This window comes from Peribacillus sp. TH16 (assembly GCF_016651095.1).
GTDB classification, from domain to species: Bacteria; Bacillota; Bacilli; order Bacillales; family DSM-1321; genus Peribacillus; species Peribacillus butanolivorans.
The window spans coordinates 2,012,577-2,025,791 of the sequence record NZ_JAEKEM010000009.1 but is presented as its reverse complement, the minus strand read 5'-3'; the positions used below and the strand labels follow the sequence as shown (position 1 = coordinate 2,025,791).

12 protein-coding genes are annotated in these 13,215 nt (G+C 36.7%); 5 read left to right on the top strand and 7 right to left on the bottom strand.

The window, feature by feature from the left end; genetic code table 11:
• Positions 1 to 306: 306 nt before the first annotated feature.
• The 3 genes from JFV29_RS23730 to JFV29_RS23720 form a co-directional block, all read right to left on the bottom strand.
• Positions 307 to 792, bottom strand: coding sequence for a DinB family protein (locus tag JFV29_RS23730; RefSeq protein WP_201186747.1), 486 nt, complete (start codon positions 790 to 792; stop codon positions 307 to 309).
• A 25-nt stretch (positions 793 to 817) separates the two neighbouring features.
• The gene (locus JFV29_RS23725; RefSeq protein ID WP_201186745.1) at positions 818 to 1,375 is read right to left on the bottom strand and encodes an HPP family protein; all 558 of its coding nucleotides are present in this window, start codon (positions 1,373 to 1,375) and stop codon (positions 818 to 820) included.
• Positions 1,376 to 1,492: 117 nt separating this feature from the next.
• Positions 1,493 to 2,077 (bottom strand): CGNR zinc finger domain-containing protein, encoded by a 585-nt coding sequence (locus JFV29_RS23720; protein ID WP_201186744.1) that lies wholly within the window; start codon positions 2,075 to 2,077, stop codon positions 1,493 to 1,495.
• Positions 2,078 to 2,423: 346 nt separating this feature from the next.
• On the opposite strand from JFV29_RS23720, the gene JFV29_RS23715 reads away from it, so the two are divergent.
• Both JFV29_RS23715 and JFV29_RS23710 read left to right on the top strand, forming a co-directional pair.
• On the top strand, positions 2,424 to 2,570 hold the full coding sequence (locus JFV29_RS23715) for a hypothetical protein (RefSeq protein ID WP_162878680.1): 147 nt from the start codon (positions 2,424 to 2,426) through the stop codon (positions 2,568 to 2,570).
• A 217-nt stretch (positions 2,571 to 2,787) separates the two neighbouring features.
• A complete protein-coding gene (locus JFV29_RS23710) occupies positions 2,788 to 3,753 on the top strand; it encodes a quinone oxidoreductase family protein (protein ID WP_053348176.1) in 966 nt (321 codons plus the stop codon).
• A gap of 482 nt (positions 3,754 to 4,235) precedes the next feature.
• On the opposite strand, the gene JFV29_RS23705 is transcribed toward JFV29_RS23710, so the two are convergent.
• The 3 genes from JFV29_RS23705 to JFV29_RS23695 are packed head-to-tail and all read right to left on the bottom strand — an operon-like array spanning position 4,236 to position 6,055.
• Positions 4,236 to 4,715 carry a hypothetical protein gene (locus tag JFV29_RS23705; RefSeq protein ID WP_201186743.1) on the bottom strand — a complete coding sequence of 160 codons (480 nt, stop codon included), beginning with the start codon at positions 4,713 to 4,715 and terminating at the stop codon, positions 4,236 to 4,238.
• Positions 4,716 to 4,747: 32 nt separating this feature from the next.
• Positions 4,748 to 5,635 (bottom strand): hypothetical protein, encoded by an 888-nt coding sequence (locus JFV29_RS23700; RefSeq protein WP_201186742.1) that lies wholly within the window; start codon positions 5,633 to 5,635, stop codon positions 4,748 to 4,750.
• Positions 5,636 to 5,692: 57 nt separating this feature from the next.
• The gene (locus JFV29_RS23695; RefSeq protein ID WP_201186741.1) at positions 5,693 to 6,055 is read right to left on the bottom strand and encodes a hypothetical protein; all 363 of its coding nucleotides are present in this window, start codon (positions 6,053 to 6,055) and stop codon (positions 5,693 to 5,695) included.
• Between the two features lie 268 nt (positions 6,056 to 6,323).
• On the opposite strand from JFV29_RS23695, the gene JFV29_RS23690 reads away from it, so the two are divergent.
• Entirely contained in the window at positions 6,324 to 8,126 is a 1,803-nt protein-coding gene (locus JFV29_RS23690; protein ID WP_201186740.1) for a hypothetical protein, read from the top strand.
• Between the two features lie 76 nt (positions 8,127 to 8,202).
• Here the strand turns inward: JFV29_RS23690 and JFV29_RS23685 are convergent, their stop codons facing one another.
• Entirely contained in the window at positions 8,203 to 8,895 is a 693-nt protein-coding gene (locus tag JFV29_RS23685) for an FHA domain-containing protein (protein WP_201186739.1), read from the bottom strand.
• 1,047 nt (positions 8,896 to 9,942) lie between these two features.
• Here JFV29_RS23685 and JFV29_RS23680 point away from each other — a divergent pair.
• A complete protein-coding gene (locus JFV29_RS23680; RefSeq protein WP_242486935.1) occupies positions 9,943 to 10,296 on the top strand; it encodes a hypothetical protein in 354 nt (117 codons plus the stop codon).
• 156 nt (positions 10,297 to 10,452) lie between these two features.
• Positions 10,453 to 13,065, top strand: a complete 2,613-nt coding sequence (locus tag JFV29_RS23675) for an Ig-like domain-containing protein (RefSeq protein ID WP_201186738.1) — start codon at positions 10,453 to 10,455, stop codon at positions 13,063 to 13,065.
• Positions 13,066 to 13,215: the final 150 nt, after the last annotated feature.

Sequence of the window (13,215 nt, the reverse complement as noted above, 5' to 3'; positions counted from 1 at the left end):
TAATAATATACGGGTTCTGGAGCAAAGATTGCATTCATTGTAATTTTTGCTTCAGAGCCCTTTTTGCGATGACCATCCAATTGGTTGCATGTTCATTATTTAATAGACTGATCAATTAAAATAAAATTTGAACGCTTGTAAATGAATTTTATTTTTCTTAGTTATTCTGGAGACTTTATTTAAAGCTGCTAACCATATTTCGTTTGAAATGTGGCTGAATGGTTTTAAAAAACAGATTTGAAAATACTATAAAACTTATTGTATAAAAAGGCAGAACTAAAATATTTCAGTTCTTAGTAAAATACTTCATTTTCTCTCTCCATCTTGAAACATTCGTGAGATCGATTTAATCGCACAAAAATGCATTCCCTCATGGTATAAGCAAAAGGGTAGTAATTCTTCTACTGATGATAAAGTAAGACCTGTAGATGTTGTGTATGGTTGTTCTAACGTTGTGTTCAACCGAAATTCCAATGCTTGCTCAACCCGGTTGACTTGATTATCGAGCAATTGGATTAAGTCATAGATCGCGGGTGATTTTTGTTCTCCCCATTCACTTGGTTTAGTACCAGTAGAGAATAATTCCGTAAAGTGATTCGGCATTGTCATTTTTTCTCCAATAATATCAAAGGAGAACCTTTCTTGTACAACATATATATGTCCTAGGTTCCATTTGATATTATTATTGAATCCTACTGGAATGAAAAGTGATTTCTCTTCATTCATATTTGCCACGTACCTAATAGTGTTTTCCCGAACAAACTTTAATTGTTTGAAGATGTAGTTTTTCATACTTTTTCCTCCCCAATAATAAAAGTCAAATCCAAAACGTTGGATATTCTCGGTTGCTGCGCAAATTATTGATGATTAGTGCAAAGAAAACGATCACGATAGAGCCAATTAAAACAGGCGTAATTAAATAACTCCAACTGTATGCGCCCAGCATAACAACGAGAGGGTCTGCTCCTGCTGGTGGATGCGTCGTTTTTGTTAGCATCATCACCGCAATTGCTAAGCCTACAGCTAAGCCAATTGCCCATGGTTCATCACCAAAAAGATGATATATAGCTAAGCCCACAAATGTTGAAACAAAATGGCCACCAATAATATTTCGTGGCTGTGATAATGGCGCGTTCCAAACACTAAATGCCAGGACACAGCTTGCACCAAATGGAGCCATTAACCACGCGGCAGATGTCATATTTGTTAAATAAACTAGAACGAAAATGGTTAAAAATCCACCAATCAAACCTGTTACTGAGTCCTTTGCATTAACCTGTAATGGACTTCTCCCTTTTCCTTTCATTTTAGATAAATATCGTACATTAAATAGGTGTTTTTCTTCTCGACTTGCTATTTTTGTACTGTCCAACATTCACCCTCCTTTTATTCATATTTCACTTTACATGAAATTAACTAACCCGTCAAAGTATTTTTAATGGTTAGTTAGAACGCCTAAAAAAAAGAACCAACTCTGAAATAAGTTGGTTCTTCATTCATCATCAGACTTCCGGTGTTGAAAGCGGGCTACCTTTTTTCTGTTGCCACATATTTTCATTGAACACCATTTACGTCTTCCACTTTCATCAATAAATAAAAGTACGCAGTCCGGATTAGAGCATCTCTTGAGGGAGGAAAGTTTGTTTGTTTCAATTAACGTTAAAGCGTCAAAGGCAATTAGAGACAAAAGGACATCCACTATCTCTCCAATAGGTGAGGGTATCAGTTTTTGATTTATTAATTTATAGATGAATGGCGCTTTTTCAATCTTATTTTCTAAAAAAGAGATAAATTCATCTGGAATTGATTGTCCATCTGCTATTAATTCAAATCGCTCTCTTAAAACAGCACGCATTTCTAGAATACATAAAAATACTTGTCCGATTCTTTCTTCTATCTTTAAGAATAACCGATCATCCCAAAATGCGTTTTCCGTTTTTATTACATGAAGCCACTCCAGCACATCTCTTTCCAAGAGCAATAAATCGTGCCGCTGTCCACGTTTTACTAGTTCTGTGTTCACTAAATCAAGAGAAAGATTTCCTGATATAAGTGGAAATTTATTTGTTTTAGTCATTACGTTTATCTCCCATTTCACCTTTTATTCTAACCATAAAAAAACTCATTAATAGGTTATATAATTATTATAACCTAATTTAACACAATAAAAGGTATGGTTTTCTTAAACTAAAGGATGTTTTACTTAAATAATGAGGGCTGTTGCAGCAGCCTTTTTTTGCTGTGTTCCATTAACTGGGGATGAAAGTTTTAGATCGTTCAAAGCGAAGGTATTTCCTTTTTTTTGAAATGTTCATTTTGCAGGTATTTTTGCGGGCTTTCGGACAAGCTATCATTAGCCTTTCCACAATAGGTTAAATATAAGTCGCAGAAGTTCAACCCAAATAATAAAGGGGAGATTAATGATGGGTAAAAAAAACCGTAACCGCGTCAATGCACCGAAAAAAAATAATCATATTCCTGAAGAAGCCATTATAGCCGAACAAGAAGCACACGGTGAAGAATTTTCTCCGAAAAAAAGAAAAAATGGTCCTGGTTCCAATACTGAATGATAGAAGAGAGTTTCTCTCTATCCTTTCTTACATTTTCCTACAACCGTTATGCCTTTAGGGCATAGCGGTATTTTTTGCAATGATTAAAAAGGTACCATGTGGTTAGTCTAGTAAAAGAACTAATTGAAAGTTCTCTTTCAAGGTAGTGACTTTCTTGCTATCAGAGGCTTCATTCGATATCGTAAAGAAGGAACAACGTTTGAAGGGAGAAATGAAAATGAAGGCACTTGTCTTTGATAATTTTGGTGGACCAGAAGTCCTATCTATAAGAGAAATTGAGGAACCTAAACATTCAAAATCAGAAGTAATTGTTCGAATGAAAGCAATCGGCTTGAATTTTGCTGATGTATATAGAAGAAAAGGGAATTATCACTTAGTGGGTAATCCGCCATTTATTCTAGGTTATGAAGGTGCAGGAGTCATTGAATATGTTGGAGAAGATGTTCATTGTGTGAAAGTTGGCGATCGTGTCGGGTTTGCTGATGTTCCCCATGCCAACGCTGAACTAGTTTCTGTTTCTGCTGATAAGCTGTTACCGCTTCCTGATGGCATTTCTTTTGAAACTGCCGCTTCAGTTTTACTTCAAGGATTAACTGCCCAATATTTAACTCAAGACAGTTATTCAGTTAAAGAAGGAGAGACCGTCCTTGTTCATGCTGCTGCAGGTGGAGTCGGGCAATTACTAACACAAATAATCAAGATGAAGGGTGGTCAAGTTATTGGCTTAACCTCATCAAATGACAAAGCAACTGTAGCAAAACAAGCTGGTGCGGATCATGTTTTTCTTTATGAGTCAGAATGGGTGAAATCCATTAAGGATGTAACGAATGGACAAGGTGTTGATCTTGTTTATGAATCAGTTGGGAAAACTTTGCTAGACAGTTTCGAAGCAACTAAGATTAGAGGGACTGTCGTATTCTTTGGAATGGCAGGTGGGGATCCAGAGAAAATCGATCCTAGAATGTTAATGGATACTTCAAAAGCATTAATAGGAGGAGATCTTTGGAATGTATTAACTTCTCATGATGAACGGAAAAAAAGAGCAGCAGAGTTGTTTGAATGGATCATGTCTAAGAAGATCCTAATCGAAGAACCGACTCTCTTTTCCTTAGAGGACGGGGCAGACGCACATAGACTTCTAGAAAGCCGTAAAAGTACTGGGAAAATATTATTAATACCATAAAGTATTTGAGGGCTATCTTATTTATAGGTAGTCCTCGAATACTTCTTTTTAGGTTGCTTCCATTCATTCTTTATTAATTCGTAAAGGGCTCGGCAATTCATCTCCTTATTTATAATGATATTCAGAATCTTTTTCAGTTCCTTTTTACAGACCATTTCTTTAGACCCTTAGATAACTTATTTATGGGAACCCTTGCTATCACAGGGCTGGGCTCCTACTTTAAAAACAAACTGCCGACTATAACCGCTATTAACAAGGCGAACTTGCAACCTACATACTGAAAGGTAAAACCCACAGTAAGTTATTCACAATCTACAAATGGAAATCTGCAATTCACAGACTGCATTTATTATCCACAGAACCCGATGAGGGCAAAAAAAAGAGAACTGGTCAGCTCTCATGGTGATTTTATAAAAGTGATAGAACCATTAATAAAAAAGGGCAGGGGAAAACACACTGAACGAATACATTCAGTGTGAATGTTAGGAAGGTGATACAGAGAGCATGTCGAGACGCTCCTTTTGAATAGCAAAGTAGGATTGAATGGTTGCCTTTTTCTTTGTGAGGGAAGAATTTTGACTGGATGGAGGAACCGCATGATTGCCGAACTTGCGGATTAGTGTCATCAGCATGTCCAACTTATCATATGTATCGTTTCTAAGGTCCGTAATAAATTTGGATGCGGTACGTTTATTATCACTGGTCTTTTTCCTTATTCCTTCTGCTTCGCTTTCTTCTGTCACTGTCTTCACGCGAGAAATGAGCCACTCCTCGCACCAGTTGTTCAGCACATTGTGGATGAAATCGGCTTGCTTGAGCTTGACGCGAATGGGTTCGATATGTTGATCTACTTCCAGATAATTCACTTCCCGGCCTAGAGCCTTCTCGGAGATGCTTTTATGAAAGTGGTCACGGTCAAGAAGGCTTTTGATCGATTCTGCTCGGTGAGAATACTTTGCCATCTGCTTTAACGTTTCATTGTAAATAATTGTACTTAAATAAGCGGATGCCTGTTAGGAGCCGCAAGAAGGTGTTTATTGGCAGGAAGAGCAAGACCGAGTTTTTTAAGAGAATAGGTATAGACGAACCGTGCTAGCTTCAGCAGTTCATGTTGTATATCCATAGAAATGCCTGATTTTTTCGCATCTTGAAGAAACGAACGAAAAATGTATCTGCCGACTCGTTCCAATTCCATACATACGGAATCACTGATATGTCCAAGAAAGCCCGTGTTGAAAATCGTTCTGCGTAAAAATGCTCGTTCTGCTCGATTTTCCATATACTGCTCCAGCATTCCTTCATTGAAGGTAAACACAACAGCCTCTTTTTTTGAAAAAGCCTTGCTTGCGAAAGAAATTGTCACTAAATTACCTAAAGTCTTATGGACTGTATCTATTGCATCTAATAAACGCTGCCTCGTGAAAAGTGAGCTGGAATCGGGAACGATTTCACTATAATCAAATAATACTTCTTCGGACTTCGTAACCGACATTCGAAAAGCACCCATCAGCAACAGCCGCTTTGCATGTATGGTTAAGTTTTTGAAAGCCTCACTGTAAAAGAAACGGTATTTCTTGCAATAACGGTCGGTCTTACTGTTAAAGCCAAGATTACTAGTAGGTCCAAGATTGAACTTATATAAAACATCTCCGCCTTGACCAACAGGTACGAAAACTTTTTGGAGACATCCTTGAGGTGACGTGAATTTCTTGATGATCTGCTTTAAGTATTTTTCTGTCGTACCCACGCCGCTCGCCATCATATGAAGCGGGCTCTGAATAACCCCATCCCAATCACTATGAAGCAAGGAGTACAAACACGTATCAAATTCAGTAGAAGATACATTTCTTAATAAATAGTGGTAGGTTTCTTCATAAATCATACGGTTTCGTCTCCTTTATTATCCGCCTTTTTCTATGAGGCAGGGGGCATTTTATTCTTAGTAATCAAGCAAAAATCCGTCTGGGTCTTCACACATGTCGATGTACTTTTCATAACAGATGCTGTACCATTTCGTTTTGTCCATTTTCGAATTGTTATAGTTGCAGGAGACCATAAACCCTTCCTTTTCGAGACTAAGGATTATCCGCTTGATGGTCCCTTTTGACCAAAACGGCAGCTGCGTGTGCAATTGATCATATGTAGAGTAAATCCAGTCCCTTCCGTCTCTTTCCATTCCATACGCTTCTATTGTTGAGTGAAGAAATGCCAGCATCAGCGCCTTTGGTATGCCGATTGTTTCTGCTAAATAAGGGTTGAACCCTAAGCTATAATTCTGATCTAATAACGTTTCCAATTCCATTTCTATTCCTCCTAAAAGTTCTGGATTGAACTTTCCGAGTGTCTGGGATAGATGTATCGAAAGGAACAATCTTCACTGTCTATATAAACTTTAGATATGAGAAAGTAGCATCGTAGAAAAAAAAAAAATTAGGAATCTTATATTTTAGGAGAAAATGCTATATCGATATATTTAGACGAGATGAAGAAGATAGTAAATTAGTTGGTCAAAAAGTGATAAAATAGTAAATAAATAGAAACATATACTATAAGGGGAGATTTTTAAAACCATGATACTTTCACTAATAGCTTTTATCTTAAAAGGGGTTTTAACGAAAATACCATTTGCTGTATTGGGACTTTCCCTAATTCCACAAAGATGGACTAACGCAATCAAGGAAAAGGATATACTCTTTTCCATTGAGCAAGTGCTGAGACTTTTACTTTCTGCTATCGTATTATTTTTTGTTATTGATATTATTTTACTAGATCTTACTGCGACTGCATTCTTTTCAAATTTTGCCGTTATTTTTGGACTTATTCTTATTTTTGATTCAAGAATGTACATGTACAGTGCAAAAGAGTCTTCAATACCCCGCCGCAATCGGAATAATGAGGGGGCGAAACATTCAACAAGAACACCTTGGAATGTACATTTCAACAGTTTGCTGGGAATCGCTTTGATCGCAGCTTGGGTTATCATGTTGTTTTATCCCCTAACATTTGCCGAGAAACTTCATGATTTAGCAAAAGTTGATAAGAAAAATAAGCTAGAAGAAGTTCAAGACATTAAAACCATGCCGCTTGTAACAGTAAAAATGGCAGACGCAAAAGGCGATGCAGCTATTAATAAAATATCAAACGCATCGTATTTCACTGAAGGCGAGTACCGTCTAACCAATATAAATGGTGAATTAACATATACTTCACCCATTGAAATGGACGGATTTTTTAAAGCTGGGAAAGCCGAATACACGCCAGGTTATAATCTAATTTCCGCCATTTCGACAGATAAAGGTGCAAGTACTGTAAAAGGAAAAATGTTGTATGCTCCATCACAGTATCTTGATTATGATTTAGAAAGAACGATTCGTAAGGAATATCCGAAAAAAATCATACATGATTCATACCTAGAACCAAACGAAGATGGAAAGCCCTTCTTTGTAGCTTCAGTAGGACATTATTTGAAATACCGCAGTGGGTCTGTTGTGGACGGAGTGGTATTAGTGAATCCGGAAACGGGCGACACAAAATACTATCCTTTAGGAAAAGAACCTAAATGGGTTGATAGAACATTTACCTTAGAAACAGCCCTGGAATATTGGACATACTGGGGGAAATATGTTCACGGGTGGAGAAATCAGTCCTTAATTGGAGCGAAGAAAGATGTTTTGATTCCTAATGAGGATAATATGCAAGTTACTTTTAACGAAAAAGGCGAATTAATATATGTAGTTGATTTTACAAGAGCAAAATCAAAAGGAAACTCCAAAACTCTAGTAGGTTACGGAGTATTCAATGCTAAAACCGGTGAGATGACATACTATAAAGGCGTTACGTCCGTTCTAACTGGAAAAGAAGCAAAATCCAACGCCAATGCGAGCGAGTTCTTGTCTAAATATCCAGGGTGGAAAGCCACTAATGGAATTTTCTATACGATATACGGTGCACCCACTTATGTAATTCCCGTTACAAAGGGCAGTAAGTTTCAAGGGGTAGCAATCGTGTATGCCAATAGCGATAATCCCCAAGTGGTTTTTGGGAAAACAAAAGATGAAGCATTCCGGAACTATAAAAAGCTAATAGCTTCATTAGGAAAAGTCAGCGGTGTTACACCTCAAAAAGGATTTGAACTGAAAGAAATCAAAGGGAAAGTAACAAGGATCAACGATGCCAATCTCTCAAATGGCTACGTGTTCTATTTAATTGTAGAAGGCAATGCCAAAAGATTCTCAGTGGATCCTGGAGTCAGTGCACTCTCTGATATTGTATTGACGAATGTAGGAGACCGGGTTGTGCTGAAAGTGATGGATATGGACGAAGAGGTTGTTCCAGTCGATCAATTCACTAATTTAGACTTACCAAAGAAATAAAAGCATGAAAAAAAAAGCATTGTTATTCGCAATGCTTTTTTTCATGCCTGTTATTAGAGTTTCGAATGATTGTTCATTACAGGTCCGATAGGTTGATTGAAAGGGTGGATTCCATATAATATCCCTTTTGAACTACAGCTTTTATTGCGAAATGGCCATTTACCCGTTTTCGTACCCGGTACAGAAGTGAAGCGATTTCTTCTGCCGACACAATTTGCTGGGGGTCCCCAATTCTCTCGGGCCATACATGTCGGACAATCTCTTCCTTTGAAATAAGGTTCTCCAAATTCTCATAAAGCAACTTAAAGCAAGTAAATTCTTTTAAAGGCATTTTAATGGGAGCTTTTTCATTGATGATCACAGTCTGAAGATGCTCTTTAATAACCACGTTTTGTTGAAAAGTGATGTTCAACGGAGTGAAATCCTGTGTTAAATCGTTGTCGATGGAAATCATGAATTCAATCATTCCATTAATCAAAGTAATGGTATCCCCCGGTTCAATTAGGCAAGGCTGCCCCGGCACAAGTGGCATCTGGTTCACTGAGGTGCCATGTTTGCTCGATAAATCCTCAATAAGAAGCTTTCCTTCCTTCATATAAATCTGGCAATGTTCCCTGGAAACGAAATCATTGTAAAGCTTGAAATCAGCTTTGGAGTGTTGGCTGGCACGGCCAATCAGGAGGCTTTTTCCTTCAAAGACATAGGCGAATTCCTCAGGTTGGCCTTTGTGCATGGTTCTCAATACAACCTTAAAAGTTTTGATGCTCATTCACTTCTTATCTCCTTAAAAGTCTAAATATTTAGATTGTTTTCATAGGTTTATCATTTTCATTACATGGCTGTTTAGTGAGTTCAATCATATAATTATAAATTATCAGACGCTGACATACTAACGAAAAATGAAAAAAATACAAATTAGGTACACAAGCATTTTAAGTGAGGCATGAAGGATGAAGAAAGGACTACTATTCTTGCTGATATCCGCTTTGACCTTAGGAGGAGTGTTTTTGTGGCATTTCCTTAAAAACGATCAGGCAACACTTAAGAAGTATTCGATGAATATGTAAAACGATTCTCCGAGCAGAACTATGATGAGATGCTACACCTTATTTCTGAAGAGAAACTGGAAGAATATGATTATACAAAAAAGAGTTTCTGAATGATTATCTTGCTACTGAAAAGCAATAGAAAAGGAGTTGACCAAAGGTGAGTATGTGGAGAGATAGAATAAATGCTTTTAGCATCCTGCTAGTGATTGTAAGCATGATGGTATACATTATTATTCCTCAGCCTCTTACCCTCGGCCTGTACTGCATATTTGGCATTGCCTTTATCAGCCTGACTATACTGAATTGAGTATAGCCTGGAGTGGAGAGGGGACGTGGGAGCCAAAGTAGGAAAAAGAGAGGACTATAAAAAGGTGAAGGCGGCATAGCTGAAATCATGAAGCCTCCACTCGAGTTCCAAGTTTTTGTTCACTTGTTTGGGAAGATAATAGAATGTAAAAATCCATTCATGGCCTGCCGAATCATAGGTAGGTTTTTTTGTTTAGAATGAAACGTAGTGAACCGTACCATAAGTAAGTGAGGTTTATAAAAGAACCACCTAAAACGTTTGAAGTAAAGCGTTTCAGGTGGTTTTTAATTGTTGTATAAAAAGGAGTGGTTTCTTTTAATGACGAATTATTATAAGAAGATAAAATTTATTGGAGGACAACAGAGATGAATTGGATTGAATTGAAAGAGGAATCGGATATCAAGGATTTGCTAGAGCGATTAGGTTATTTTCATGATGGATGCTTGAGGGGGAAATGCATATGTGGACAGGAACTTATGTAAATAAAGATTTTTCCATGACTGTTCCTGGAGAATTAGATACGAATATAAAAATGTTATTTCAACGTCAGTATAGCAATCCATCTGCAATTGAATTGCTTTTTGAAAGTGTAACGGGTATTCATATTATCCCGACGCCAGAAAATTATGACTCAATTTTCCGCGATGCCATTATTTTAAAAAGTGACGACAATTTTTATTGGGCAGATGACTATAATTTTCAGCCTGAAAAAGGAATTGAAAATGGTGTGAGTTGGATTGCAGCAAAAAAGCTAAAGTGGAGAGAAGCAAATGATTGGATGGGAAAGCAAAATCGATATGGGGAAAATGAATAGAGAAAATTGCATTTTAGATAGTTACGGAGAACTGTACCATAAATAGGTGCAGTTTTTTCATTTACATAATATGAACGCAAATATAATTGATGAGGAAATGATTATTAATATTGGAAAATGATATAATATTTGAGATACAGCATGAGGAGGGTTTTTTTGAAGACTAGTATACGTATAATTTTATTTTGTTTTGTAGTTTTTTGCTTTTTAATTACTGTTGATTTTAGAGACCATGCAAACGCAGCAAGTGATGCAATCAATCTTGGATTTGAACCTTTAGATACAGTGTTAGATCCGAATGAACCTGTCGTGTACATGACGCAGAATGGTAGTAGATTGATTTATGCAGTTAACTATGAAACTGGTGTAATAAAGACGTTGCAATTGCCTTACATAGCAGAAAGATTAACTGTATATAATGACAAACTTTATGTTACACAGCTGAAGTTTAAGCATAGTATGACAAATTTCGGTCCGTATAATGGTAGTGTGGCAATTGTCGATGCAAATGATTTTTCATTTCAAGAGATGTTGCCTGTGACGATAGATCCCTATGATGTGATTGTTGATAAGGATGGCTATTTGTATGTTACATCTGGCTCGGGTCAACATTCTTATATTAAGGTCTATTCTTTAGCGGACAAAAAAGAAGTAGAGAATAATTCTCGTGCGAGCAGCTATCAAAGTTCCACAATTACTTATAATCCCACGCTTTCAAAAATATATACGATTACTTCGGCTTCATCTCCAAGAGACATTGAAGCGCACGATGTCAATCAAGGTGTGATATCGAGTATATATGACTCACCTTATCATGGAGATTTCCGACTAAATAAGGAGGCGAAAATTTCTCCTGATGACGAAAGAATATATAGTGCTTCATCGGTGTTTAGTTTAGCGAAAGAGAAAACACAAGATTTATTTAATAAATTTACATTTGATGAAGTATATAACGATTTTGAGTTTAGCCTGAAAGACAATGTCACATTTGCGGCAAGTCGCAATGGCGGTATTCATGTGTATACATATGATACGAATGAATATGTATATACGTTGAAGCGTAATATTATTGCGGATAAGCTATTGTTTAAAAATGGTTTAATAGCTATTTATACAGATGTTCAAGGGAATCATTTCTTAGAGTTTATTAAAGATTATGGCGCTGGTCAGTTTACTGTTGATCAGCAATCTTTTACTACATATGATAAAGGCGAAAAATTAATATTGAAAGATTTAACAAATCAATCAAAAAACATACCGACATATAGCGAGTTTAAGCTTTTGTTTAATCATAATATGATACTAAAAGATAAAGAAAAAATTACGCTACAAAGCCCTAATGGGGATGTCAATGTGAGGGTGGCGCTAAATAAGGATCAATTAACGATTACTCCAGAATATTTACTAGATCATACAACATATACGTTAACGATTGGTAAAGATGCATTGGCTGATTATTCAGGGAAATCACTTACGACAAATCATACGATTCAATTTACAACAGCTGTAGCACCAGTAGCGGAGTTATCGATGGCAATGAATAGCAATAAAACACCATTAGCGTATACGTTCACAGCAAATGCATTTGGCGGTCGTGAGCCATTGTATCAATTCGAAGTGTATGAAGGAAACTCAAAGCAAGGACGGGTGCTTCAAAAATTTAGTTCATCGTCAAATCTTATATGGCGCCCAAGCCATCAAGGAACATATACGATGAAAGTACTTGCGAAAAGTAAAGAATCCACTGCGGTAGCAGATAAAGAATATAGCATGGAAGTAACGGTAGTAGATGAAGAGCTACCAACTGCGACATTAATACCCAGCACGAAATCACTAACGAATGGGAATATTGATATTACAATTCACGCGAATGATAATTTAGGTATTCGCTCAATTACACTGCCACATAACGATATTGTCTATAAAGACAAAGCGGTGTATACGGTTAGTGGCAACGGAACCTATACATTCGAGATTGAAGACGTGTTAGGTAATGTTATTAAAAAGTCAATCAAAATTAGCAATATCGATAAAGTCAAACCAACAATCACATTATCCACGAATACAACTGAACCTACGAAAAAAGATGTAACGATTGTAGCGAAAACAGCAGATAACATGCGCATCAAAAACATCCAATTACCTGACGGCACGATTTTAAATGGCGCAAGTACCATCTTTGTCGTGAGTAAATCAGGTGAATACAAATTCACAGTAGAAGATACAGCTGGTAATTTGGCAACAAAATCAATTACTATCAATAATATTTTTAAAGGCAAACCAGCGACACCAACAGTGAGTACCATTTGGGATTCGCATACAGTAATTAAAGGAAAAGCGACACCGAATACGACAGTTTATGTGAAAAAGGGCCAAACAATCATCAACTCGGCGAAGGCTTCTATTAAAGGAAACTACAGTATCAAAATTTCAAAACAAAAAGCGGGTATAAAAATTGCGGTATACGCAAAAGATCCATTAAACAATATAAGTAAAACAAAGACTGTTACAGTCATCGATAAAACTGCACCAACGACGCCAAAGATAAATAAAGTTACAGCGAATACAAAAATACTGACAGGTAAAGCAGAAAAAGGCGCAACAGTCTATATTTATAATGGCAACAAGTATGTGAAAAAAGGTACTGTTGATACAAAGGGCAATATTCGCATCACAATTGCGAAGCAAAAGAAAGGTGCTACTTTAACAGTATTCGCAAAGGATAAGTCTGGAAACAAGAGTAAAGTATGTTTAGTTAAAGTAAATTAATTATGAGTGCTTTCAAAACCTCATTTAGACACAATACGGAGAACCGTATCACATGTGATGGTAAACAAAAAAGTAGAAATTATAATCAACTAAGATATTCTTAAGAGAAGAAGCAGGAACCCATTAAGGGTACCTGCTTCAATTCAATTC

Bases quoted from the DNA above. Each gene is read 5' to 3' on its own strand.
- JFV29_RS23730 (WP_201186747.1), bottom strand. From the start codon at position 792: ATGAAAAACTACATCTTCAAACAATTAAAGTTTGTTCGGGAAAACACT.
- JFV29_RS23725 (WP_201186745.1), bottom strand. From the start codon at position 1,375: ATGTTGGACAGTACAAAAATAGCAAGTCGAGAAGAAAAACACCTATTT.
- JFV29_RS23720 (WP_201186744.1), bottom strand. From the start codon at position 2,077: ATGACTAAAACAAATAAATTTCCACTTATATCAGGAAATCTTTCTCTT.
- JFV29_RS23715 (WP_162878680.1), top strand. From the start codon at position 2,424: ATGGGTAAAAAAAACCGTAACCGCGTCAATGCACCGAAAAAAAATAAT.
- JFV29_RS23710 (WP_053348176.1), top strand. From the start codon at position 2,788: ATGAAGGCACTTGTCTTTGATAATTTTGGTGGACCAGAAGTCCTATCT.
- JFV29_RS23705 (WP_201186743.1), bottom strand. From the start codon at position 4,715: ATGGCAAAGTATTCTCACCGAGCAGAATCGATCAAAAGCCTTCTTGAC.
- JFV29_RS23700 (WP_201186742.1), bottom strand. From the start codon at position 5,635: ATGATTTATGAAGAAACCTACCACTATTTATTAAGAAATGTATCTTCT.
- JFV29_RS23695 (WP_201186741.1), bottom strand. From the start codon at position 6,055: ATGGAATTGGAAACGTTATTAGATCAGAATTATAGCTTAGGGTTCAAC.
- JFV29_RS23690 (WP_201186740.1), top strand. From the start codon at position 6,324: ATGATACTTTCACTAATAGCTTTTATCTTAAAAGGGGTTTTAACGAAA.
- JFV29_RS23685 (WP_201186739.1), bottom strand. From the start codon at position 8,895: ATGAGCATCAAAACTTTTAAGGTTGTATTGAGAACCATGCACAAAGGC.
- JFV29_RS23680 (WP_242486935.1), top strand. From the start codon at position 9,943: ATGTGGACAGGAACTTATGTAAATAAAGATTTTTCCATGACTGTTCCT.